This is a genomic window from Acinetobacter sp. (assembly GCF_039596015.1).
In the GTDB taxonomy this organism is placed as follows: Bacteria; Pseudomonadota; Gammaproteobacteria; order Pseudomonadales; family Moraxellaceae; genus Acinetobacter.
The window spans coordinates 118113-140886 of sequence record NZ_JBCNKN010000006.1 but is presented as its reverse complement, the minus strand read 5'-3'; the positions used below and the strand labels follow the sequence as shown (position 1 = coordinate 140886).

The 22774-nt window shown below is 42.3% G+C and carries 19 protein-coding genes, 2 tRNA genes and 1 pseudogene; 6 read left to right on the top strand and 16 right to left on the bottom strand.

The features are described from left to right. Positions 1 to 4 precede the first annotated feature (4 nt). Both ABDV70_RS08450 and ABDV70_RS08445 read right to left on the bottom strand, forming a co-directional pair. Positions 5 to 613, bottom strand: coding sequence for an isoprenylcysteine carboxylmethyltransferase family protein (locus tag ABDV70_RS08450; protein ID WP_343597004.1), 609 nt, complete (start codon positions 611 to 613; stop codon positions 5 to 7). Positions 614 to 878: 265 nt separating this feature from the next. Then, a complete protein-coding gene (locus tag ABDV70_RS08445) occupies positions 879 to 1388 on the bottom strand; it encodes a pilin (RefSeq protein WP_343597002.1) in 510 nt (169 codons plus the stop codon). 865 nt (positions 1389 to 2253) lie between these two features. Here ABDV70_RS08445 and ABDV70_RS08440 point away from each other — a divergent pair. The 6 genes from ABDV70_RS08440 (at position 2254) to ABDV70_RS08415 (ending at position 7831) form a co-directional block, all read left to right on the top strand. Beyond that, a tRNA-Met gene (locus ABDV70_RS08440) sits at positions 2254 to 2330 on the top strand. Positions 2331 to 2408: 78 nt separating this feature from the next. Next, a tRNA-Met gene (locus tag ABDV70_RS08435) sits at positions 2409 to 2485 on the top strand. A gap of 202 nt (positions 2486 to 2687) precedes the next feature. Then, on the top strand, positions 2688 to 3212 hold the full coding sequence (gene rimP, locus ABDV70_RS08430; protein WP_343597001.1) for a ribosome maturation factor RimP: 525 nt from the start codon (positions 2688 to 2690) through the stop codon (positions 3210 to 3212). 33 nt (positions 3213 to 3245) lie between these two features. Continuing rightward, positions 3246 to 4730, top strand: a complete 1485-nt coding sequence (nusA, locus tag ABDV70_RS08425; protein WP_343597000.1) for a transcription termination factor NusA — start codon at positions 3246 to 3248, stop codon at positions 4728 to 4730. 9 nt (positions 4731 to 4739) lie between these two features. After that, positions 4740 to 7436: a translation initiation factor IF-2 gene (gene infB / locus ABDV70_RS08420; protein ID WP_343596999.1), complete on the top strand. Its 2697-nt coding sequence runs from the start codon at positions 4740 to 4742 to the stop codon at positions 7434 to 7436. Next, positions 7436 to 7831 carry a ribosome-binding factor A gene (locus ABDV70_RS08415; RefSeq protein ID WP_343596998.1) on the top strand — a complete coding sequence of 132 codons (396 nt, stop codon included), beginning with the start codon at positions 7436 to 7438 and terminating at the stop codon, positions 7829 to 7831. Before infB ends, ABDV70_RS08415 begins: the two co-directional genes overlap by 1 nt. A gap of 352 nt (positions 7832 to 8183) precedes the next feature. On the opposite strand, the gene ABDV70_RS08410 is transcribed toward ABDV70_RS08415, so the two are convergent. The 14 genes and pseudogenes from ABDV70_RS08410 to ABDV70_RS08345 form a co-directional block, all read right to left on the bottom strand. Continuing rightward, on the bottom strand, positions 8184 to 8612 hold the full coding sequence (locus ABDV70_RS08410) for a Na+/H+ antiporter subunit G (RefSeq protein WP_343596997.1): 429 nt from the start codon (positions 8610 to 8612) through the stop codon (positions 8184 to 8186). Positions 8613 to 8627: 15 nt separating this feature from the next. Further along, positions 8628 to 8903 carry a monovalent cation/H+ antiporter subunit F gene (locus ABDV70_RS08405; protein WP_343596996.1) on the bottom strand — a complete coding sequence of 92 codons (276 nt, stop codon included), beginning with the start codon at positions 8901 to 8903 and terminating at the stop codon, positions 8628 to 8630. Next, complete coding sequence (locus ABDV70_RS08400; protein WP_343596994.1) at positions 8900 to 9421, bottom strand: Na+/H+ antiporter subunit E; 522 nt, start codon at positions 9419 to 9421, stop codon at positions 8900 to 8902. The genes ABDV70_RS08405 and ABDV70_RS08400 overlap by 4 nt, the downstream gene beginning before the upstream one ends. After that, a complete protein-coding gene (locus ABDV70_RS08395) occupies positions 9422 to 11251 on the bottom strand; it encodes a monovalent cation/H+ antiporter subunit D (RefSeq protein ID WP_343596992.1) in 1830 nt (609 codons plus the stop codon). Further along, a complete protein-coding gene (locus ABDV70_RS08390; protein ID WP_343596990.1) occupies positions 11248 to 11619 on the bottom strand; it encodes a Na+/H+ antiporter subunit C in 372 nt (123 codons plus the stop codon). Before ABDV70_RS08390 ends, ABDV70_RS08395 begins: the two co-directional genes overlap by 4 nt. A 3-nt stretch (positions 11620 to 11622) precedes the next feature. Next, positions 11623 to 14451, bottom strand: coding sequence for a monovalent cation/H+ antiporter subunit A (locus ABDV70_RS08385; protein WP_343596988.1), 2829 nt, complete (start codon positions 14449 to 14451; stop codon positions 11623 to 11625). Between the two features lie 295 nt (positions 14452 to 14746). Next, positions 14747 to 16276, bottom strand: a complete 1530-nt coding sequence (locus ABDV70_RS08380; protein WP_343596986.1) for a UvrD-helicase domain-containing protein — start codon at positions 16274 to 16276, stop codon at positions 14747 to 14749. Between the two features lie 9 nt (positions 16277 to 16285). Beyond that, positions 16286 to 17077 carry a bifunctional phosphoribosyl-AMP cyclohydrolase/phosphoribosyl-ATP diphosphatase HisIE gene (hisIE, locus tag ABDV70_RS08375; protein WP_343596985.1) on the bottom strand — a complete coding sequence of 264 codons (792 nt, stop codon included), beginning with the start codon at positions 17075 to 17077 and terminating at the stop codon, positions 16286 to 16288. 141 nt (positions 17078 to 17218) lie between these two features. After that, positions 17219 to 17365: pseudogene (locus ABDV70_RS08370) on the bottom strand (VOC family protein); the annotation flags it as partial. Positions 17366 to 17398: 33 nt separating this feature from the next. After that, complete coding sequence (locus ABDV70_RS08365; protein WP_343596983.1) at positions 17399 to 18481, bottom strand: patatin-like phospholipase family protein; 1083 nt, start codon at positions 18479 to 18481, stop codon at positions 17399 to 17401. Between the two features lie 192 nt (positions 18482 to 18673). Further along, a complete protein-coding gene (locus ABDV70_RS08360) occupies positions 18674 to 20293 on the bottom strand; it encodes an AarF/UbiB family protein (protein ID WP_343596981.1) in 1620 nt (539 codons plus the stop codon). 13 nt (positions 20294 to 20306) lie between these two features. After that, on the bottom strand, positions 20307 to 20969 hold the full coding sequence (locus tag ABDV70_RS08355; RefSeq protein ID WP_343596979.1) for a hypothetical protein: 663 nt from the start codon (positions 20967 to 20969) through the stop codon (positions 20307 to 20309). A 12-nt stretch (positions 20970 to 20981) separates the two neighbouring features. Continuing rightward, positions 20982 to 21926 carry a bifunctional demethylmenaquinone methyltransferase/2-methoxy-6-polyprenyl-1,4-benzoquinol methylase UbiE gene (gene ubiE, locus ABDV70_RS08350; protein ID WP_343596977.1) on the bottom strand — a complete coding sequence of 315 codons (945 nt, stop codon included), beginning with the start codon at positions 21924 to 21926 and terminating at the stop codon, positions 20982 to 20984. Positions 21927 to 22045: 119 nt separating this feature from the next. Then, positions 22046 to 22762 (bottom strand): hypothetical protein, encoded by a 717-nt coding sequence (locus ABDV70_RS08345; protein WP_343596976.1) that lies wholly within the window; start codon positions 22760 to 22762, stop codon positions 22046 to 22048. Positions 22763 to 22774 lie beyond the last annotated feature (12 nt).

Sequence of the window (22774 nt, the reverse complement as noted above, 5' to 3'; positions counted from 1 at the left end):
ATGACTATACTAAGAAAGGAATAAATCGATATTTTACTTTTTTCATATAATGAGCATATTCTTCATTTTCTTGCAGTATTTTTTCCTCATAAAATATTCTTCCAAATTGCAAGGCATATAATAGAGTGTATAGTAGAGCATTATAAATAGAAAAATTTCCTAAAAGAAAACTCATATGCATTATAAAATATCCTAAGTAAATAGGATGTCTTACTATTCTATACGGCCCATAAGTAACAATTCCCCTATATGCAGGTAATAGGCCAAAATTCCGCCCTAAACAAATTTTAGAAACAATCTGCCAAATTACAGCAAAAAACATTATTATTCCTGATGTTGATGGTTGGATAATAGCCACCCCAACATTTAAGTTTATAAAGAAAAAATAAAAAGTTGCTGATAATGTTAATACAATTGATATTAGAGAAAAATTTCTATTGCTTGCTGACTTTGAAAAAATAACCAGTATCATTGTTATTGCCTCCCCGAAAAGAAGTAATAATAATAATTTATTATGGTTGTTTGTAAATGAATCAAAAATATTGTAAGCGAAAAAGAAAAAAGCAATTAACGTAAAAACTTTTAAGACAATATCTAACTTAAATATTTTCATATTAAATCTCTTATGTGAATCACAGACTCCCCCCGCCACGTTATCAAAGTAAATCTCTCAGCTAGCACATTGCTTTCCATGTAATTTTCACTGGATCTACTAGAGCTCTTGCATAATTCTTTACACCCTCTTTATTTTTCTTCCTGAGCAAAATTGAAATATATTGCAATGCAGCGCAAGAAAAATAAAAGGTATTTATGCAAGAAGTCTATTATATGGATTAATAATAGAAGAGCCCTAAGTAATAATAGGGCTCTTTGAAATATTAGGCAGCAGGAGCAGGAGCAGCAGGAGCAGCAGGAGCAGTACCACGGCAGTTTGATGGTACATATTGAGCATTATTAGCATTATCAACAGTACAAGTCCATTCAATAGGTGCACTTGGAACAGTTCCACCTACTAACGCATTACCACCAGCTTTAGGTGTTAATTTTAAAACAACACTTTTAACAGCAGCTGTATACGTGATAGTAATCTCACCTGTAGATGTATTTATGCTTAAGCCCGCTACATTTGCTGTTGCTGGTGTAGCAGTTACACCAGTTGAAGCTGTTCCCGTACCAATGGGAGTAATTCCAGCAGCCAAGTCAGAAGTACCGCTTGCGGCATTTTCTGCAATGCTTGCTTTAGCGGCACCAGCTAAGTTTAGGCCTTCAGTTACTTTTGCACGAACAGTGTAGTTTTGATATGCAGGAATTGCTATCGCAGCCAAAATACCAATAATAGCCACAACAATCATAAGCTCAATTAGGGTAAAGCCCTTTTGTGCATTCATAAAATTTCTCCAAATTACAAACTTTAGTTTTATGTATAAATTACATCATACATTTATTTCATAATGTATATTAGCATAAAACATGCCAAGTTCTTAATCAAAATAAAACAATAACTTAAAAATTATCAAGAATTTAATATATACACAAAGTTACAATCAATGTTATTTACTGACAAAATTTGTCACTTTAAATTGATAGTGATTTGTCATTCTTTAGCTCTGTTTGGTTTGGTCTTTATTAGGGGGAGCTCGCCATAATTTTTATCTCTATATTGAAGCTTATATTATGTAAGTAGGTGTGAAGGCTTAGTAATTAAAATTGTCGATTTAAGACCGTGGAAATAGATGATCAATCTTTAAAAGACAAAACCCGAACAAAAGTTCGGGTTAATATCTTAAGAGGAACATCCAGTTCTATCCATTTGTTGTCATATCCATGACCATCAGCACATCATCCTTGGTGAACATATCCATTGTTCTTATCCCTTGCTGATGAACATAGATTAAATGTTGCTATAGCGGAGCCATAGACGCAAAAAGCACTGTACCGTGTAAGAAATAGCGTACAAAGGTGAGAAAACTTTCTGTTTTTGCTTTTATTTTTAAATTAAATTTAATTATTTCAATAGTTTGCTGGTTTTTTTGTGTCAAGAGTCAGAAAGAAAAATGCAATGGATAAAAAAATAATATTTAAAAGATGATATGTAAAATCAGACCAAATCGTGTGAAAAATGAGTGGTTGATCTATAAATGCAACAAAAAGATGCAAAACAGCTTGCGTAAGGATTAGCCTTTCTATACAATGCGCCCATCAGTTAAAGACTGATAGAACAACTTACTTTAAACCAGAAAGTAAGTCTATTGATGCGGGATGGAGCAGTCTGGTAGCTCGTCGGGCTCATAACCCGAAGGTCGTTGGTTCAAATCCAGCTCCCGCTACCAATCAATGAAGCATGCAACTTCATTGGGCTAAAAAAATTGAAATTTGTCGAATTTTTAGCTAAAATATTGCATCGTTAATGCGGGATGGAGCAGTCTGGTAGCTCGTCGGGCTCATAACCCGAAGGTCGTTGGTTCAAATCCAGCTCCCGCTACCAAGATTCTTTTGGAAAGGCTCACAGACAGGTGGGCCTTTTTGCACAGTGGGCATCATAACACTGTGATAGATTGGGGCGATTTCGCCCTTTTTTATTGGCTATTCGTGTAGTGTAGACATCAATTGGTCAAATAGACGTGCTTCACTACAAAAGGTTATCGGTTAAAACCGATTGTTGTATTGCACAAAAATGACGAGAGTACATGAAACTATCAAATAAAACCCAAGCGCTACAAGACTTAATTGCACCAGCAGTTGCAGCTTGTGATGTTGATCTCTGGGGTATTGAATTTTTACCTCAGGGAAAACGCTCTTTATTACGCATTTATATCGACAAAACAGTTGATGAAACTGCAGCACCTGCTTTAAATGAAGATGGTGAAGTTGAACAAGGGCGTGGTATTGGTGTAGATGACTGTGTACGTGTAACCCAGCAAGTGGGTGCCATGTTGGACGTACATGACCCGATTTCAGGTGAATATGCGTTGGAAGTGTCTTCTCCGGGTTGGGATCGTCCTTTCTTTGAATTGTCACAAATGCAGGATTATATTGGGCAGCAAGTGGCTTTGCGTTTAATTAGTGCTGTTGAAAACCGTCGTAAATTTCAGGCAAAACTGGTTGCGGTGGACTTGGAAGCAGAAACCATTCAGGTGGAAGTAGAAAAACAGCAAGTGCTTGAAATCGATAGTCATAATATCGACAAAGCAAATCTGGTTTATCAAGACTAAATTTTAATAAAATCTGAGAAATAGGTGACTTATATGGGTCGTGAGATTCTTACCGTTGCAGAAACGGTTAGTAATGAAAAAGGTGTGAGCCGCGAAGCCATCTTCCAAGCACTTGAGCAAGCACTTGTTGCGGCAACTCGAAAAAAATATTACGAAGGCACAAATTCTGAAGAAGCCAGTTTACGTGTAGAAATTGACCGTAAAACAGGTGACTACCGTACATTCCGTCAATGGGAAGTCGTAGCGGATGAAGATCATGAAATGCCTGCTTGCCAAGATGCAATTTCTGACGTTGATCCAGCGAAATGGTCAATTGGTGATATTCGTGAACTCGAAGTTGAATCAATTGAGTTTGGTCGTATTGCAGCACAAATTGCCAAACAAGTAATTGTGCAAAAAATCCGTGAAGCTGAACGTGCGCTTATTGCTGATGCGTATGCATCTAAAGTTGGTGAGTTAGTTTACGGTGAAGTGAAAAAACAAACCAAAGATGGTTTTATTATCGACTTAGGTGACAATGCAGAAGCATATTTGTCGCGTGATGAAATGATTCCAAAAGAATTGTTACGTCCAAAACAACGTATGAATGCAATTTTATTTGAAGTAAATCGTGAAGGTCGTGGTGCGCAATTATTATTGTCACGTGCGAAACCTGAAATGCTGATTGCTTTAATGAAAAAAGAAATCCCAGAAATCGCTGAAGAAATCATCGAAATTAAAGCAGCCGCACGTCATCCAGGCGTTCGTGCTAAAATTGCAGTGAAAACCAACGACCACCGTATTGACCCTGTTGGGGCGTGTATCGGGATGCGTGGGACACGTATTCAAGCTGTTCAATCAGAACTCAATGGTGAGCGTATTGATGTCGTGGTGTGGTCTGATGATCCAGCTCAATATATCGCAAGTGCTTTAGAGCCTGCAGATGTATCGGGTATCGTGATTGATGAAGACGCAAAAACAGCAGATATTATTTTTGCAACCAGTGATCAGTTAGCGCGTGCAATTGGTTCTCAAGGGCAAAATGTACGTTTGGCATCTGAATTAACTGGCTTTAAGCTAGATATGATGCTTGAAGAAGAGTATCGTGCTCGTCAACAAAATGAAGCACAACAATATCTGGACATGTTTGTAACACGTTTGGATATTGATGAAGACTTAGCAATGGCACTTGTGGAAATGGGCTTTACTTCACTTGAAGAAATCGCTTACGTTCCTGCTGAAACATTCAATGAAATTGAATTGGATGCTCAAACCGTTGAAATGCTACAAGGTCGTGCCAAAGAAGTGGCTCTGGCTGATGCGTTGAAGCAACAGGAAAATGTACAAGAGCCAAGCGAAGAATTATTAAATATGGAAGGCATGACGCGTGAACTTGCGTATGCACTTGCCAGCCGCGGCGTGGTGACAATTGACGATTTGGCAGATCAGGCAACTGACGATATTGAAGATATCGAAGGCTTGAATACAGAAACTGCGGGTCAATTGATTATGAAAGCGCGCGAATCATGGTTTAACTAGGAGGTAAACATGACGGATAAGTCGATTAAAGAATTGGCAGAAACGGTTGGGCGTCCCGTCGAGAAGCTTCTAGAGCAAGTTCGCGATGCTGGACTTCCTCAGCGTCACGCCGATGATATGATTACTACAGAACAGCAAGATGCTTTGGTCGGCCATTTGAAGAAGGTTCATGGTCAAGACGGCGGCAATGCAGGAAAAATCACGTTGAAACGTAAAACAACCAGTACAGCAAAAGTTGCAAGTACCTCAGGTAAAGCAAAAACTATTAATGTAGAAGTACGCAAAAAGCATACTTTTACCAAACCAGATCCAGAACAAATTAAAGCTGAAGCAAAAGCGAAAGCAGAGGCTGAAGCAAAAACACGTGTTGATGTAGATGTAAAATCACGTACAGACGAGCAATCTCGTCAAGCATCTGAAAACAAAGCGAAAGCAACATTAGATGCTATGCGTGCTGCTCAGAAAAAAGAAAAAGCGGTTGAGTCCCCTAAAGCTGCGGTTGTGGTAAAACGCAAAGGTGGCGGTACCGTTAAGCCAATTAAACCTGTTGAAACATTAGAACAGAAAAAAGCACGTGAAGCACAAACTGCTCAGTTAAAAGCAACTGAAGAAGCAGCGCGTCGCAAGGCAGCAGAAGAAGCGCAACAACGTACACTTGAACAGATGCGTAAAATGGCATCTAAATATTCAAATGACGAAAGCGGTGCAACGATTCGTGTGATTGACGATTCACCTTTGGCGGCAGGTCTTGTTGGACAGGCTTACGAAGATTCCTTTAACAAGGAAGACCGTGAAATTAAACGTGGTGGTGGTACAAAAGACCCTCGTAGCCAGAAAAAAGGCGGACGTCGTGGTCAAGAAGAGCAAAACTTCAACCAAAACCATCATAAACGTGGTCTAAAAACTAGCCAAGCTAACAAACATGGTTTTGAAAAACCTGTTAAAAAACAAGTATATGATGTTGAAATTGGTTCAACCATTGTGGTTGCCGATCTTGCACAAAAAATGGCGGTTAAAGTACGTGAAGTTATTAAATCACTCATGAAAATGGGTGAGCTTGTAACGCAAAACCAAGCCATTGACCAAGATACAGCAGTATTAGTGGTTGAAGAAATGGGGCATAACCCAGTTCTTGTTTCTGATACTCAAGCAGAAGACAACTTACTTGAAGCGGCTGAACAAGAGCGTGGTGAATTATCAACACGTCCTCCTGTTGTAACCATCATGGGTCACGTTGACCATGGTAAAACATCATTGCTTGACTACATTCGTCGTTCAAAAGTGGCTGCGGGTGAAGCTGGTGGGATTACACAGCACATCGGTGCTTACCATGTTGAAACTGAAAAAGGCATTATCACTTTCCTAGATACTCCGGGACATGCTGCGTTTACATCTATGCGCGCACGTGGTGCGAAAGCAACGGATATCGTGGTATTGGTTGTTGCGGCTGACGATGGTGTAATGCCACAAACAGCAGAAGCAATTGACCATGCACGTGCAGCAGGTACGCCAATCATTGTTGCAATTAACAAGATGGATAAAGAATCTGCTGAGCCAGATCGTGTATTAAACGAATTAACAGCAAAACAAATCGTTCCAGAAGAATGGGGTGGTGATGTTCCAGTTGCTAAAGTTTCTGCACATTCAGGTCAAGGTATCGATGAATTACTGGATTTAATCCTGATTCAAGCGGAAATGATGGAACTTCAAGCGTCTAGCGAAGGTGCTGCACAAGGTGTGGTAATTGAAGCTCGTGTTGACAAAGGTCGCGGTGCGGTGACATCGATTCTGGTTCAAAACGGTACATTGAATGTAGGTGACTTGGTTCTTGCAGGTTCATCTTATGGTCGTGTTCGTGCGATGAATGATGAAAATGGTCAACCAATCAAATCAGCAGGACCTTCTATTCCTGTAGAGATTTTAGGTTTACCAGAAGCGCCAATGGCGGGTGATGAAGTTCTTGTTGTAAATGATGAGAAAAAAGCCCGTGAAGTTGCTGATGCACGTGCAGACCGTGAACGTCAAAAACGTATTGATCGTCAAAGTGCAATGCGTCTTGAGAACATCATGGCATCTATGGGCAAAAAGGATGTGCCTACAGTCAACGTGGTCTTGAAAACAGATGTACGTGGTACTTTAGAAGCATTGAACACAGCATTGTATGAATTGTCTACTGATGAAGTAAAAGTTCGTATCATTAGTTCGGGTGTTGGTGCAATCACTGAATCTGACGTGACATTGGCTGAATCTTCTGAAGCGGTATTGCTTGGCTTTAACGTCCGTGCCGATACAACTGCTCGTCAAAAAGCAGACCAAGATGGTATCGATATTCGTTACTACAGCATCATTTATGAATTAATTGATGATGTGAAAGATGCTATGAGCGGTAAACTTGCACCAGAACATCGTGAAACGATTCTGGGTGTAGCGCAAGTACGTGAAGTGTTCCGTTCTAGTAAGTTCGGTGCGGCTGCGGGCTGTATGGTTATGGAAGGTGTGATCCACCGTAACAAGCCAATTCGTGTATTACGTGATGACGTTGTTGTGTTCCAAGGTGAACTTGAATCATTACGTCGTTATAAAGACGTGGTAGACGAAGTTCGTGCAGGTATGGAATGTGGTCTTGCCGTGAAAGGGTATAATGACATCAAAGCACTCGACAAAATTGAAGTGTACGATGTACAAATTGTGAAACGGAGTCTTTAATGGCGGGTAGTCAACGTCTGAAGCGTATGGCGGATTCAGTACAGCGCGAGTTGTCTGAACTCATCCGTCAGGAGCTGAAAGATCCACGCTTAGGTGGTTTAGTGACCATCTCAGCCGTGAAAGTCAGTGCAGACATGGGATACGCTGAAGTTTACGTGACAGTTATGGGCCGTGAACTTGGTGATGAGCAAAGTGAGACTGCAAATAAAGAAACCTTAGATGTATTAAATAAGGCTTCAGGTTTCTTGCGTCACGAATTGAGTCGTCGTATTAAGACACGTATAACACCACGTTTACGTTTCCATTATGACAAAACCAATGCTTATGGTAACTACATGTTCGGGCTTATCGCTGAGGCAGTGAAAGACTTGCCTGAGCAAAAGAATGACGAGTAATGTATAAAGAGAAGAAGCCACCTACGGGTGGCTTTTTTTATGGATAAACTTATCACTTACTGCATATGTATTTTTAATGTGAGGTGAATGTTTTTGGGTGAGAAAGTCATATGTCAATTTAATGATGATATTTGAAATAGATCCCCCTAATAAATATAACAAACGATATATGTTTCATGTGGAACATTATTTTTCGCGACAACGGTTTAAGGCGTGGAAAGTTTAATTCAGGCTGCTCGGGTGGACTTGGATTGGATGTTTGGATTGGTTGACCAATTAATAAAAGATAGAACCAATGTTTCTTTGTCGTGTAATTCAGGCTTGTGCTGTTGAAATTACAGCACAAGTCTTTTTATTTTTGTGGTGGATTGGGGCGATTTCTTTGTTGAGAAAGGCGCTGTTTTGCATCGTGATAATCACGGCTGACATATCGATTCCACGGCAGAGGGCGTTCAATTGACTCTGGAACATCCCCACTTAATGAGCGAAGTTTTAAATGTAGTGCTGCCTGTGCCATTAAGTTTGCCGATACCGGTGCAGTAATAAAAGCGAGTAATGTAATGAGCAGTTCGGGAAAGCCGTATCGTCCATGAAAAGCCCAATAAATCATGGCAGCAATGATAAAACTTCCTAAACCCAAAGTGCTTGATTTGGTCGGAGCGTGGAGGCGAGTAAATAAGTCGGGTAAACGAACCATCCCAATCCCGCCAACCAGCATAAAGAAACTACCGACCAGTAGAAAAAAAGACACCAGCAGTTCCATAATCAGTTGTTGTTGCATCGGTTTCTCCTTGTTCTAGTCGATCACGTGCCCAGTGGTAAAGTAGCGAGCCAGTGCCATCGTTGAAATAAAGCCAAGCATGGTAATCAGCAACGCACCTTCAAAGAGCTGGATAGATGTCCAGTAAATGCCTAAGATGATGATCAAACAGGTGCTATTTAAAAACAGAGTATCAAGTGCTAACAGTCGGTCAACAATGGATGGACCAAACACCAGACGGATGAGGCATAGAAACATTGAAATACAAATAGCCATTAAGCAGATACCGAGAACATAAGGCAAAATGATCATTGTTCATCCTCCGCATTCACATGGAAAATTTTAATGAGGGGTGCTTCGTAGCGTTGCTTAATCAGTTGAATATCTGCTTCGGGATTTTGCGTATTTAGCGCATGTACCAAAATATCCCGTCGTTCCTGATCAATTCCAGCACTGACTGTGCCTGGCGTAGTGGTAATAATCATTGCCAATAATGAATTGACTTGCTCGTGTTGTGTTTCTAATGGCACACGAAACCATTGTGGATGTAAGTTCTTTTGTGGACCAAGCACCAGTTTTGCCACAATAAAATTCGATACGATAATATCCCACAGCACCACAAAAAATAGACGTAACGCACTCAGCCAGTGAATATGTGGCGTTGGTGTAATAAATTGGCTTAGGACTTTGGGAATAAGGAAAGCCAAAATTACGGCAATGAGCAGATCACTAGCGTCTAAACTATGCGATAACATGAGCCAACAGAGTCCCACCACAACCGAAACGAAAGGGTGTGGAAGTAGGCGTGTCATTGGGTTGAGTTTTGACATTTATTCTCCCTCCACAGCACTGAGTTTTAAGTGTGGGTCAGTATTGGCAGGTGCTTGCTGCTGTGTTTGAAGTAGTTGTTGCTGTTCATGGATTTGCCGCCATTTGTATTCGGAAATATGTGGTCCATGCAGGGTTGCTGGCGCAATTAAATAAGGAATCAAATTTGCATTTGGGTCTAGGTTTTCACCACTGTATTTGGTTTCGGGAATATAACTGCTCTCAAAAGGTTCGGTGCTAATGTAATTTCCATTGGCATCGGTTTTTAGAATATGCTGCTGATAAAGCTTTTGATCTGCAAGTTGTAAGGCCGTTGCATTTAAGTAGCGCTGTATTGGAGATGCGAAAACCACAAAGGCGATTAGACAGGTTAATAACCCATAGACTGCGAGGTCGTTACGTGCAGGTGCACGGTTGGGGAGTGCCAGATAGTGCTGATATTCTTCACTCTCTGTTCGTTCCGTTGGGTCACTGGCTTGCCAGAATAAAATCATCCCTGCGCGGACAAAAGCCAGAATGCTAAGCAAACTGACACAGAGTACAACGCCAATAATCCATAATGAATAAGCGTGTTGTAGACTGGCTTGCAGGATCAGGACTTTGCCAATAAAGCCACTAAAAGGCGGTAAGCCTGCCATAATCAGCGCACTTACAAAGAAGCACAATGCCAGTAAAGTGTGTTGTTTCATGCGTGGTGAAATTTTTAAATGGTCTTTAAATTCACCACGTTGTGAAGTGATCCAGCCACATAGCAAGTAACAGACTGCACCAATCAGGGTGCTATGAAACAGATAATATAACGCGCCTGTCCATGCTTGTGGTTGGTGTAAACCCAATGCAATGCCGATGGTACCCAGCGAAGATAAAATCATGAAACCGACGAAGCGCCGTAAGCGAATTGCTCCTAAAGCGCCAATAACACCATATAGTGATGACAATAGGCCGAGGATGAGCAAGACGTTAAACAAGAAATGATCATCATGCTGAAAAAACACCACGGAATTGACCCGAAGAATGGCATATAGGCCGACTTTGGTCATGATGGTAAAAATAGCTGCGACAGGGGTGCTGGCAATCGCATAGGTTTTTGGGAGCCAAAAGCCGAGTGGTAACAGTGCCGCTTTAATTGCAAATACAGTAAAGAGAAGGTAGCTGCCCAAGGTTGCAAGTTGGCGTTGGTCTGCGCTTAGGGTTGGAAATAAACGTGCAACATCTACCATATTCAAACTGCCAACACTGGTGTAAATCAGTCCTAAACCCATCAAGAAAAAGCCACTTGCCAACAGATTGATGGTGACGTAATGGACACCAATTTGAAAACGGGCTTTGCCTTGTCCATAGATGAGTAGGACATAGGACGACATCAGCAAAATTTCAAAAAAGACAAATAGGTTGAATAAGTCGCCTGTTAAGAATGCTCCACACAGACCCATCAATAAAAATTGAAATAAAGCATGGAAATAGCGTCCACGTAAGTCCCAGTCTTTACTTGAGTACCAAAGAAGTGGCAATGCCAAAAGGTAGGTGAGTACCAGCATAAAGGCAGAAAGCCGATCTAAAACCAGTACAATTCCAAAAGGTGCAGTCCATTGGCTAAGTTGATAAACACTGATGGTGCCCTGACTGGCCTGATTTAAATAGGTGATGGCCGTACATAATCCGAGTATCGTTGCCAGTAGACTAATACTGCGTCGCCAAGGCTGTCGCCAGTCATGATGTAAAACATCTTTGCCGGGATTTCCTAAAAGAAGCAAGAAAAAACCGGTAAATGCAGGAATTAAAATACTGAAAATGGGCGTATGTTGTTGCCAGAAATTTAACAATACGCTCATTGGGCTTTATCCTCTGTTGGATCATCGGCAAGTTCTGCAATTTCTTTGGAATCGACATGGTCTGAACCAGACTCATAACGACTGCGTAGTGCCAGTTGTACAATAAAGGCAGTGGTAGCAAAACCAATCACGATGGCAGTGAGCACCAACGCTTGTGGCAGTGGGTCGGTAATATGTGTCGCTTCAGTCAAAATGGCAGGTGCATTGAGTTTGATGCTGCCTGTCGAGAATAAAAACAGGTTGACTGCATAGCCAATCATGGCAAGACCAAGAACCACAGGAAAAGTTCGGGCACGAAGTAAAAGATAAACACCACTGGCAACCAGTAAGCCAATGCCTGAGGCAATGAGTAATTCTAAACTAATCATCTGTTACTCCTTCGGTACAGGGCCAGACATGGTGGAGTGGCGTGAGTCACCCAAAACTGAAATCATCAGCATGGTTGCGCCGACCACGGTGAAATAAACCCCGAGATCAAAGAGGGCAGCAGAGGCAAGATGAAGTTTCCCAAGAATAGGGAAATAGACATAAACATGGGCGCTGGTGAGGAATGGTCGACTCCAGAACCATGCCAAAATGCCGGTTAGACCTGCAATGCTTAGCCCAGAACCAATCCAGATTTCATATAAACGTCCTGATTTTGCTTTGAGCAGTTGTTCTGTATAGTCTTGTCCGAGTGCAATATATTGCATGATCAGTGCCATTGCGGTAATCAAACCTGCAATAAATCCACCACCCGGATAGTTATGTCCACGCATGAAAATATACAGACTCACCACCAGTGCTATAGGAAGTGCCCAAGACGCTGTGGCGCGTACCAAAAGTGGTGATGGGTTAAAGCGGTAGGTCAGACCACGGGTCATGGCTGCTCCGTGAATTCGCATGCCATCCATCAGGCATAGCGTACCAATGGCGGCAATACCCAAAACGGTAATTTCCCCAAAGGTATCGAAACCACGGAAGTCGACCAAAATTACATTCACAATATTGGAGCCACCCCCTAGCGGTAGCGATTGCTGGACAAAGAACCATGAAATGGAATGATGTTCTCGTGTCAGCATTAACCAACTGATCCACCCAATTCCACCGCCTGCGGCAATGGCAATCACAGCATCTCGCCAGCGTTGGGTAACGGTGGATTCATAAGGCGTAAGCTGGGGAAGGAGCGACAGGCTCATCAAGAGTAATACTGTCGTGACAACATCAACGGTGATTTGGGTGAGTGCCAAATCTGGTGCGGAAAGTGCCACAAAAACAATTGATACCACCAGACCGATTGCACCGCTAATCAGGACGGCTTTAATCCGTTCGTGATGGAACCAGAGCATCATCCAGCAGGCACAAAAGAGTACCAGCCACAGTACAATGGCAATCCATGAGGCATGGGTTGGAATGCGTGTACCTGCACCAATGGATGGAGCGAAGAGAAAGGGTGTCGCACTGAGCAATAAGGTGAAACCGATCATCCATAACAGGTAGTTTTGTAATTTACCTGTTTCAGTTGTCAGTTTGAGTTTACGGCTGAAAAGAACCAATTGTTGTAAGCTGTTTTCAAAGATGAATTTTCCTTGAAAACGACCCAATAGACGATCTAGGTCGATGTGGCGAATCAGCCCATCTCGTGCCAGTACAAAATACAGACTTAATCCACCGACCAATGCAGCGATGCTCATCATCAATGGCAAATTAAAGCCGTGCCAAATGGCAAGATGTTCACCTAAAAAGCCAAATTGTTGTGTACTGGCAATGGTCACTGTATTGACGATATCTCCTGCAAAAAATGCAGGAAATAAACCGACCGCAATACATAAAACAGCAAGCAGTGTTGCGGGCAGTCGCATGCCTAAAGGTGGTTCATGGGCATGCTGATTGGGAATTTGTTCTCCAACAGCACCATCAAAAAATACACCATGCACGAGACGTACCGAATAAGCGACAGCAAACATGCCTGAAACTGTTGCCACCAAAATCCCGAAAATAAGCGAATATCCTGACAGGTTTTGCAACAGTTGGGTAAAGAACATTTCTTTGGAAATAAACCCGTTGGTGAGTGGGACACCTGCCATTGCCGCTGCCGTGATCATGGTCAACGTGCCTGTAAAAGGCAGTAATTGCCAAACTCCTTTTAATTTTTTTAAGCTGCGGGTTTCGGTTTCATGGTCAATAATTCCCGCAATCATAAACAATGCAGCCTTAAAGGTGGCATGGTTCATGATGTGGAAAATAGCTGCTGCAACGGCCAGTGGTGAACCGAGTCCGAGCAAAGCCATAATTAAACCCAGATGGCTAATGGTCGAATAGGCGAGCAGCCCTTTCAAATCTTCTTTAAAAATGGCAAAAAAAGCGCCAAGACATAAGGTAATTAAACCAATGGTGGTCACCAGTTGATGAAACAGTGCGACCCCTGCAAAAATAGGTAGTAGTCGGGCAATCAGAAAAATACCCGCTTTGACCATGGTCGCAGAATGCAGATAGGCGGACACAGGGGTTGGTGCAGCCATGGCATTAGGCAGCCAAAAGTGAAAAGGAAACTGGGCGCTTTTGGTAAATGCACCTAATAAAATCATCAGCATTGCTGCTGTAAAAAGCGGTTGTTGTTGTAGGTCTGAACCGAAAATCAGGATTTGGTCAATCTGGTAACTACCTGCCAGATGTCCCAAGAGTAAAAAACCACCCAGCAGGCTTAAGCCGCCCATACCTGTAATAGTTAGTGCCATGCGTGAACCGCGCTGTGCGGCATCGTAACGATCCCAATAGGCGACCAGTAAAAATGACGAAATACTGGTAAGTTCCCAAAAGGTCAACAGCAGCATCAAGTTGTTGGACAGCGCAATGCCCAACATGGCAGACATGAATATCAGTAATAAGATATACAGTTTACTCAGTGAGTTTTTTTCACTTAAATAAAAATAGGCATAAATAAAAATCAGCGTTCCAATCCCGCTAATCAGGATGCCAAACAGCCAGCCTAAGGCATCGAGTCGAAAGCTAAGATCAATGCCGATTTGTGGCATCCACGCCCATGTTTGCAGCAGGGTTTGTCCTGCTAAAATTTGTGGCGACTGACTAAGTAAAATACCTAAGCAAGTTAAACTAATACTGACAGCAATCCCGAGGTTAAGTTTGCGCGATGCATGCCATAAGCATGCAATTAAGCCAGTACCCAAAAGCAGAGGTAACAGTATGATAATTGCTAACACACGTGTATCCTGAGTTGAGTTAGGGAGAGCCCTAAGTTTTATATTTCTTTTAAAATTTACAGGATGTCAAAGAGCAATCCAAGATTCAAATTTTAAAAGCCGATGTTCATTTTATACGTATAAAATGACAGAAATAGAACGGGTGTAATAACATTGTATTTAGCTTTGATTATACAATAAGTATTAGATACCGCTAGAATTTTTACATTGTGTAGCAAGATTATTGAATTGTAATTTATGAATCAAAATAAAGTTGGGTGAATACTTTATTCTTACTACTCTTATTCAAAATAACTCAGACGGTATTTTTTTCGGGTGTCGTGGCAGGCTGACTGCGTTTGCGTAGCGAAGCAGGCATTTTGACTTTAAGTCGTTGAACCAAATCGTAAATATGGTGAATATTCAGACTGGTTTTGGCGCGTGTTGCCGCCACATACAGCAAGCGTAATTCTTCATCACTAATTTTATAGTCGTGTTGATTGAGTTTGAACTGGTAGTCATCTTCTAAATGCACACGTTCCCATTCTAAACCTTTGGCTTTATGTGCTGTGGAAATGACATAGTCTGCGTCTATAATCGGGGTGATTTTTTCGAGTGCTTTTTTTAGTGGACTGGTACCGTGGTCATCGACTAATTTCACCAACGGTTTAATGTCGCTACCTTCGTGTGTTTCACAGTATTCATGCACGTCATGCCAAGAATTAAACCATGCCAGTTCAGGCACATCGGTGACACGTTTGCCTTGTTTTAAGATGGTTGCGGCATCAATAAATTTACTGATTTTTCCGTGGTCGGCTTGTAAGCTGACTTTGTCGCCATTGACCAAACCTGCAAGCAAAAGTTCCATCGCACGGGCATTGGTACGACATAAAATCGCATCGCGTTTTTTGGTGTGAGGTTTGTTGTAAACACTCGATTTTTGGTTGGGATTGCCATGTAAAGGCACAGTTTCATTGAGCCCACCCAATAGGGCATTGGCAACATCGGCAATTTCATCGCCAAAACGGAAGGATGTGGTTAAACGTGACTCAGGAAGCGGCAGTTTTTGCATGGCATTGATTGCACCACGCCATGCGTAAATTTGTTGATGTGCATCGCCAACATAAATCACTTGGGTATTTTGTTGTTTGAGTAAAATACCTAGCATCAGTGGGTCAGCATCTTGAGCTTCATCAAATAACACATAGTCGGCAGGGATGTACGGTTCGGACAATGCCCAAAGTTTTAGGTAAATATCGTGCCCAATACCAGCCTGATGCTGCGGGTTGATTGAGTCTAACCAACGCCGTTCCAGCGCAGGGTAAAGATGTTGTTGCAGTGCGGCAATATCATCGGCATGTAGCCAACTCGGTGCCTGAATATGCCGAGGCGCAGGGTATTGTGAATTGGTCGAGCAAAAGTATCCCACAGCATTGACCACGATACTGGCTAAACGACTCGGCATGAGCACATATTGCTCATAGCGCCCACCCATTAAACGACGTAGCGTAATTGGTTCGAGGCGATATTCCTTTGCCACAAAACTTGGGCTTAGGCGAGGCAGGCGAAGTTTATCGGTGATTTCACGTGGAACACTTCGATAGGCCAGTGAGTGAAAAGTTCGGCTATCGACATTGCGGTGGAATTTTTGTTGGGCTTCGCTGGCAATGGCTTTGTTAAATGCAAGATACATCCCACGCCGTTCGGGCATGGCGTTACTAATCATTTGCAGGGTAGTGGTTTTCCCTGTGCCTGCATATGCCACAACTTTAAAAGACTGTCCTAAACGGGCATTGTCGATGGCAATGGATTGCTCATAAGTGGCGTTGAGTTGTGGCTTTTGCATAGAGACGGCTTAGTGCGCTTGGCGATTGGCTTTTTCAACCAAACCCGATAGACCTTGGCGACGCGCTAACTCATTGAGTACCAGTTGTACATCAAGGTCAAAATAACCGAGCATGACAATGGTATGGAACCACAAATCGGCAACTTCATAAACTAAGTCATTTTTATGGTCTTCGCTGCCATGTTGTGCAAAGTCTTTGGCTGCAATGACTGTTTCAATGCTTTCTTCACCGACTTTTTCTAAAATTTTATTTAAACCTTTATGATACAGCTTGGCGACATAAGAGCTTTCAGGATCTGCCAGTTTACGCTCTGTCATCATTTTGCCCAAATAATCCAACACTTCAATCTGTTCTGCTTGAGCATCTGAAGCATTCATTGCCAAGGTATGTGGGTTGGTTGATGCTGCTGTTTTTCCGTAAATTTGAGCAGGGTCTTTGATTTGGGCATCGACAATTTCCCAGCCGTTTTCAGTCAATTTACGATAAAAACAAGACTCACGTCCTGTATGGCAGGCAATCCCACCGTGTTGTTCAATTTGTAGCACAATCACATCGGCATCGCAGTCTAAACGAATTTCATAAACGGTTTGAAAATGTCCAGATTCTTCACCTTTATGCCACAATTTTTGGCGTGAACGTGAATAATACACCGCTTGTTTTTTCTCTGCGGTTTGTTGTAATGCTTCACGGTTCATCCATGCCACCATTAACACACGACCAGTTTGATGATGCTGTGCAATCGCAGGGACTAAACCTTGTTCGTTAAATTTTACTTCATCGAGCCATTGCAGATTGTTCATGGAAATCACCAAATGTTTTGTGTGGAAAATAGGCGCTTAAAATAAGCAGGGTATAGTGTACGGCAAAGCTGAGCGATGCGGAAATTTCTTTTATGCTTTTTATTCATTCACGATTCGGACTCAATATAATTTGAGATCTCAATTCAAATTTTGATGTCCGAATTTGAGTGCCTTGCGATTGTTTTGGAACGTGATCACCTCAAAGCCGAGCACAGACTGATAAAATTGACATGATGCTACAATACTTTTGACTGTTAAAACCAAATGATCAAGATGACTAATTTTCATAAGAAAATCCCTTTAAAAACTTAAAATAAGGTTTTATAAATCTCTTATCACCGTAGCAAAATTCTGCTTTTCCACCAGTTCTAAAAACTCGTCTCCCAAGCGCTGACTTTCGGCAATACTTTGCTGCCAGAGTTGAATCCGTTTTTTCTGATCTAAGCCTTTTAAGGTAAAGTCTTTGCGGTCTGGCAAACGCCCTAATGGTAGAGACTGCAAATAGCTGTCCGAGGGTGAAATTAGCAAGGTACGTGCATGATGTTCTGAGTTGGCTTTACGCCATTTCAGCATTTTGTCGAACCAACCCGGAATAATCTGGTCAGTGAAATGGGGGTAAAGAACGATGCCCTGACTGTTAAAAGGAAAATCAAGGTGATAGTCAATTAACCCACCATCCCGATAACTTCCTTGAGGTGCCTGTGGAATATTGCGAATTGCAGGCATAACCCCCGGAATAGACGCAGACGCTAAAAGCCACGCATGGACGTTTTCTGTGGTGAGGGTTTGATAAAGGGTCTGGAAGTGATCTTGTTCAATTTTAAATTGAGTACCATGTTCTGACTGGCTAATCACCCGTTGCATGAAAAGCCGTCCATGTTTACGGGCAATGGTGTTTGTTCCAATAATTCCCGCAACAGAGGCGAGTAGGGCAAGGCTTTGGTCGCTTTGGAAAATATGTTGTGCCTTAACAGACAAAACGGTTAAGTGATAATCGGGATGTTGAATGAGTTGTTGTTCTTTGCCTTGAGTAATGTTCGACAGCATCTCCTGACACACCTGACCGACATCCTGACGTGACATTTTTGAATGAAAAGACAGATGCGTATAAAGCTCGGCAAGGTGTTCGGTGCCTTTTTTCGCTCCCAAAGCCATTAGACTTGCAAAACGCCAGCTTCCAATAGATGCGCCAATGAGTGTACGTTTTTGTTTGTGGCGTGGTAGAAAGTCGGCGAAAATCGCTTGATCAAGCCCCTGAATTCCGATGCCTTTTGGCCCACCTGCTGCACCCGGCAGAATATCGACTTGTGCGGGTTGTAATCCCTGTTCTTGAATGAGCTGTCTTGCAAGATGACCTACTTTTAAGGTGAGGGCAGGTGGATGCTTTTGTAGAATATAGGTCATGTTTGTTTGGTACAGGTGATCAGCCGAAATATGATTGTAACCAAAGTCTAGGTTGGAACAATGCTAAAAATACTCTTTTTTATTGTTAAGACTATTTTTAACTTTGATTTTACGATGGTTTAAAAGCAATATGATTTTAGAGCATAATCAATCATAACAAGGCACATCCTTCAAAGATGTGCCTCAGTGGACTTATTTAGCAATGCGCCATAGGGCAATGAAACTGGCAACGATAATCAGTGGAATGGCGACAAACCAAGGCGAAATAATAGCGATACTTAATAAAATAGCCATTACACTGCCAAAAATCCAACTGCGTTTTTGTTGATGCTGCATTGCAAGGCGCAAATGTTGTAATTCACGTAATTGCTTGTCTTGCCATGCAGATTGATTTTTTAAACCATTTAAACTGTCGACCAATAAACTTGGGAAGTCCTGTGCGCCAAGTAACAAGTCTGGAATTTTTTGCCCCAGTTCTTTGATATTTTTAACAGGATCCATGTTCGATTTGACCCACTCGGTCAAAATCGGTTTTGCCAGTTTCCAGATATCCAGTTGTGGATAGAGGTCTGTCCCCAAGCCTTCAACATGTACCAGTGTTTTGAGCAATAGCATTAACTGTGGTGGAATTTCCAGACGGAAACGACGGGCAATGTCCATCACTTGAATTAAAATACCAGCAAAGTCCAATTGATCCATCGGTTTAGAAACCATTGGGCCAACGGTACGACGCATTTCACGGGCGAGAGCATCCTGATCTGTTCCCGGTGGAATCCAACCTGCCTGATGCACAATCTGAATCAGTTGCATGAAATTGCTGTTCATCACCGCCAATAACATACGTGCAACGGTCATCTGGTCTTGTTTAGACAACTCACCCATGATGGCACAGTCAAGTGCAATGTAGCGGGGTTGGCTCGGGTTGATGGTTTCGACAAACACATTGCCCGGATGCATATCTGCATGGAAAAAGTTGTCGCGGAACACCTGTGTAAAAAAGATGGTCAGCCCTTTTTCTGCCAGCTCAGCACGGTTCATGCCCAAACGGTCAAAGGTGGCCGTATCTGAAATGGGCACACCTGTAATCCGTTCTGCCACCATCACATCCTGACTGTCCATATAGACATCAGGTACATACATCATGCTTGAACCAGTGAAATTATGGCGCATGCGACGTGTGTTTTCGGCCTCAAGCATTAAATCCAGCTCATTGAGAATAATCTGGCGATAATCCTGAATAATTTCAGAAAGATGTAAGGCGCGGGCAGCTTCGATACGGTTTTCTAAAGTATTGCCAAGCCACGCTAAAATTTCAAAGTCTTGAATAATCTGTACCCGAATATTGGGGCGGGTCACTTTTACAATGACTTCACGACCATCGTGCAATGCTGCCGTATGGACTTGTGCGATGGATGCGGCAGCCAAAGGCTGATCATCAAAACGCAAGAACAAACTGTTGATGTCAGCTTTGAGGGATTGTTGAATCCTCATCTTTGCCACATCGTTGTCGAAAGGTTTGACACGGTCTTGCAACAGCGTGAGTTGTTCTAAAATTTCAGGTGGAATCAAATCCCGACGAGTAGACAGTAATTGCCCCATTTTAATCGCCAGAGGCCCCATTTCCTCTAACGCTTCTTTGAGTTTTAGCGGATTCTTGCGCTCTTTACTTGACCATGCCGCAGGGTGCAAGTGAATGAGTTTAAGCAGAGGTCTGGCTTTAAGAGGGACATCTTCCGCAGCGACCAACGTGTCGAGTCTATAGTGCGCAGCAATACGCCAAAGTTCGAGTAAACGGGAAATGTGCGGAATCATTGTAAACAGTCACCTAGTTTTGATCGGGAGAGATTTGTTGTTGTAAAGCTTGAATTTGCGCATCGATACGGTCAAGGTTCTGTTGGAACTGACGTGTATTTTGCTGTAGTTGATCCATTTGCCAACGTGGTGCAAGGAGTTTGCTGTCTTCCTTGAGCGCATCTTCAACAAAAAAGAACTTACTTTGAATAGAGCGTTTGAGTAGATGTGGCAATTGCTGAATTTTTCCAACTTCATGTGCCACACTGCTTCCAATCCACGGAGAAAGATGCGCAGCTAAATCGGGTTCAGCTTGCTGCACAATCTGCTGGATTTTTTGTAGCAGACGATAGTCACCTTCAAGAGGAACATTACCAATTTCCTGAGCAGACATGAGCTTTGCAAGTTCAACCAAAGTTTTTACATGCAATGTCGTGGTGGCTTGCGTCAGGTGATGAGCAGCATCAAAAGGACGTTGCTCAAAAATGGATGGGCATTCAGGCTGACCTGTTGCAGTCGGTTCTAGTCGAATGCGTTCATGGTCAAAGAAAACATCGACACTCAACTGGGGAGTATCGATGCAGACACGCAGCAACTGACCTTGTAACTGGTTCAGTTGCTGGCGGGTAATGGCATCGAGATCAATCGTTTGATTGATGAGGCGTTCTGCTGCGCCTAAAGCAAGAATCGACCACATGACAGTGCCTTTTTAAAGTTTAAAACCACGGTGAACGGCAACAATTCCGCCTGTTAAATTGTGATAGTCACAATTTTGGAAGCCCGCTTTTTCCATCATGCCTTTGAGGGTGCGTTGGTCTGGGTGCATACGAATCGATTCTGCAAGGTATTTATAACTTTCAGAGTCATTTGCAACCAATTTGCCCATAATTGGCAATGCGGTAAATGAATATAAATCGTAAAGTTTTGAGAACGGTTCAAAAACAGGTTTTGAAAATTCAAGAATCAGTAAACGACCACCTGGTTTTAAAACACGATACATGGCTTCTAATGCAGCGTCTTTGTCGGTGACATTACGTAAACCAAAACTAATGGTTAATAAATCAAAACTGTTGTCTGCAAACGGTTCAAGGGTTTCAGCATTGGCTAAAACAAAATCGACATTGGTACAGCCTGCATCGAGCAAACGGTCGCGCCCCACATTAAGCATCGATTCGTTAATATCTGACAGTACCACATGACCTTGTGGGCCAACTTCACGACTAAAGACTTTTGCAAGGTCGCCTGTACCCCCTGCAATGTCTAAAACGTGCTGTCCACGGCGAACGCCAGACATATTAATGGCAAAGCGTTTCCATAAACGGTGAATCCCAAACGACATTAAGTCATTCATGATGTCGTATTTGCTGGCAACCGAATGGAATACTTCGGCAACTTTTTGCGCTTTATCTTCAGATTTTACCGTTTCATAACCGAAGTGTGTGGTTTCACCGACATTACCTGTTTTGCCTGCACCACGTGGTAAATTATATTTTGGAACACTGGCGTTGCTTGCAGCAGTTTGCTGTTGATCCAGTGTTTGTTGTTGTCCTTGCGGGATCCCTTCAGGTAATGGCGAAGTTAGGAAAGGGCTGACTTTTGTGGAAGCTTGTGTCGACTCATTCACGGTATTTGGTGTTTGTTGTTCATTTGACATGAGTCTCTCCTTATCACCAGTTGCAATTTATTCAATGATGTCAAATGAAGATGTTTTATCATTTGACATTGGTTAGCGATAATATACAGAAAAAACCGAATTTTGTGGATTTTTATCGGTTATTGTTCAGCAAAACGAAATGGGTTTAGATGTCCATTATGAACTTTTTCAATGACTTGTCGTTCTTGCTGACTAAAGGTTTTGACAAAATCTTCGGCTGATTTTAAAGGTTTCAGTGCAGCAAAACCTTCGTGCATAAAATCATACATTTCCTGAAACTGATGTTTGTATGCTACAGACTTACACATTTTGAATGCCGTCTGGACAATAAAAGAACGTAAATGCTGATCAAGGTAATATCCAAATTCATCGGCCATGGCCAATTGTTTCAAACGAGCATCGGCTTGTTGGAGGTCGATATAGGTTTGACGCATCATCTCGTCAGTCAGTGCCTGATCTATCGGATAATTACGAATGAGTTGTTGTGCGACTTGTTCATCTAGTTCTACTGCTAAAATTGACAGTTCAATTCCGTGTGTGCCTGTTTTAATAGCGTGTTCAGGAATAAGGGGCTCTGCCTTATGTGCATATTTGAGCAGGCGTTCGATTTGCTGTGCCAAAATATCAAAATCTGGGCCGCCATAGAGCCGATTTACAAAATACTGTGCCATCAATTGATTATTTTTTTTGGCAAACAATGTCTGATGTGAATCTTTAAGGCGGGCTTTTTGCCAGTGTTGAACGTCCTGTAATCGTTGGAATAAAACAGGGTCTTGATGATAATTGAGGGCTTTATAGCGTTGTAATAAATGATCTAATGCGGCAAGTTTCGACATTGGCTTTAAAGA

Excerpts from the sequence above, each read along its gene's own strand:
- ABDV70_RS08450 (WP_343597004.1), bottom strand. The coding sequence starts at position 613 with ATGAAAATATTTAAGTTAGATATTGTCTTAAAAGTTTTTACGTTAATT.
- ABDV70_RS08445 (WP_343597002.1), bottom strand. The coding sequence starts at position 1,388 with ATGAATGCACAAAAGGGCTTTACCCTAATTGAGCTTATGATTGTTGTG.
- rimP (WP_343597001.1), top strand. The coding sequence starts at position 2,688 with ATGAAACTATCAAATAAAACCCAAGCGCTACAAGACTTAATTGCACCA.
- nusA (WP_343597000.1), top strand. The coding sequence starts at position 3,246 with ATGGGTCGTGAGATTCTTACCGTTGCAGAAACGGTTAGTAATGAAAAA.
- infB (WP_343596999.1), top strand. The coding sequence starts at position 4,740 with ATGACGGATAAGTCGATTAAAGAATTGGCAGAAACGGTTGGGCGTCCC.
- ABDV70_RS08415 (WP_343596998.1), top strand. The coding sequence starts at position 7,436 with ATGGCGGGTAGTCAACGTCTGAAGCGTATGGCGGATTCAGTACAGCGC.
- ABDV70_RS08410 (WP_343596997.1), bottom strand. The coding sequence starts at position 8,612 with ATGCAACAACAACTGATTATGGAACTGCTGGTGTCTTTTTTTCTACTG.
- ABDV70_RS08405 (WP_343596996.1), bottom strand. The coding sequence starts at position 8,903 with ATGATCATTTTGCCTTATGTTCTCGGTATCTGCTTAATGGCTATTTGT.
- ABDV70_RS08400 (WP_343596994.1), bottom strand. The coding sequence starts at position 9,421 with ATGTCAAAACTCAACCCAATGACACGCCTACTTCCACACCCTTTCGTT.
- ABDV70_RS08395 (WP_343596992.1), bottom strand. The coding sequence starts at position 11,251 with ATGAGCGTATTGTTAAATTTCTGGCAACAACATACGCCCATTTTCAGT.
- ABDV70_RS08390 (WP_343596990.1), bottom strand. The coding sequence starts at position 11,619 with ATGATTAGTTTAGAATTACTCATTGCCTCAGGCATTGGCTTACTGGTT.
- ABDV70_RS08380 (WP_343596986.1), bottom strand. The coding sequence starts at position 16,276 with ATGCAAAAGCCACAACTCAACGCCACTTATGAGCAATCCATTGCCATC.
- hisIE (WP_343596985.1), bottom strand. The coding sequence starts at position 17,077 with ATGAACAATCTGCAATGGCTCGATGAAGTAAAATTTAACGAACAAGGT.
- ABDV70_RS08365 (WP_343596983.1), bottom strand. The coding sequence starts at position 18,481 with ATGACCTATATTCTACAAAAGCATCCACCTGCCCTCACCTTAAAAGTA.
- ABDV70_RS08360 (WP_343596981.1), bottom strand. The coding sequence starts at position 20,293 with ATGATTCCGCACATTTCCCGTTTACTCGAACTTTGGCGTATTGCTGCG.
- ABDV70_RS08355 (WP_343596979.1), bottom strand. The coding sequence starts at position 20,969 with ATGTGGTCGATTCTTGCTTTAGGCGCAGCAGAACGCCTCATCAATCAA.
- ubiE (WP_343596977.1), bottom strand. The coding sequence starts at position 21,926 with ATGTCAAATGAACAACAAACACCAAATACCGTGAATGAGTCGACACAA.
- ABDV70_RS08345 (WP_343596976.1), bottom strand. The coding sequence starts at position 22,762 with ATGTCGAAACTTGCCGCATTAGATCATTTATTACAACGCTATAAAGCC.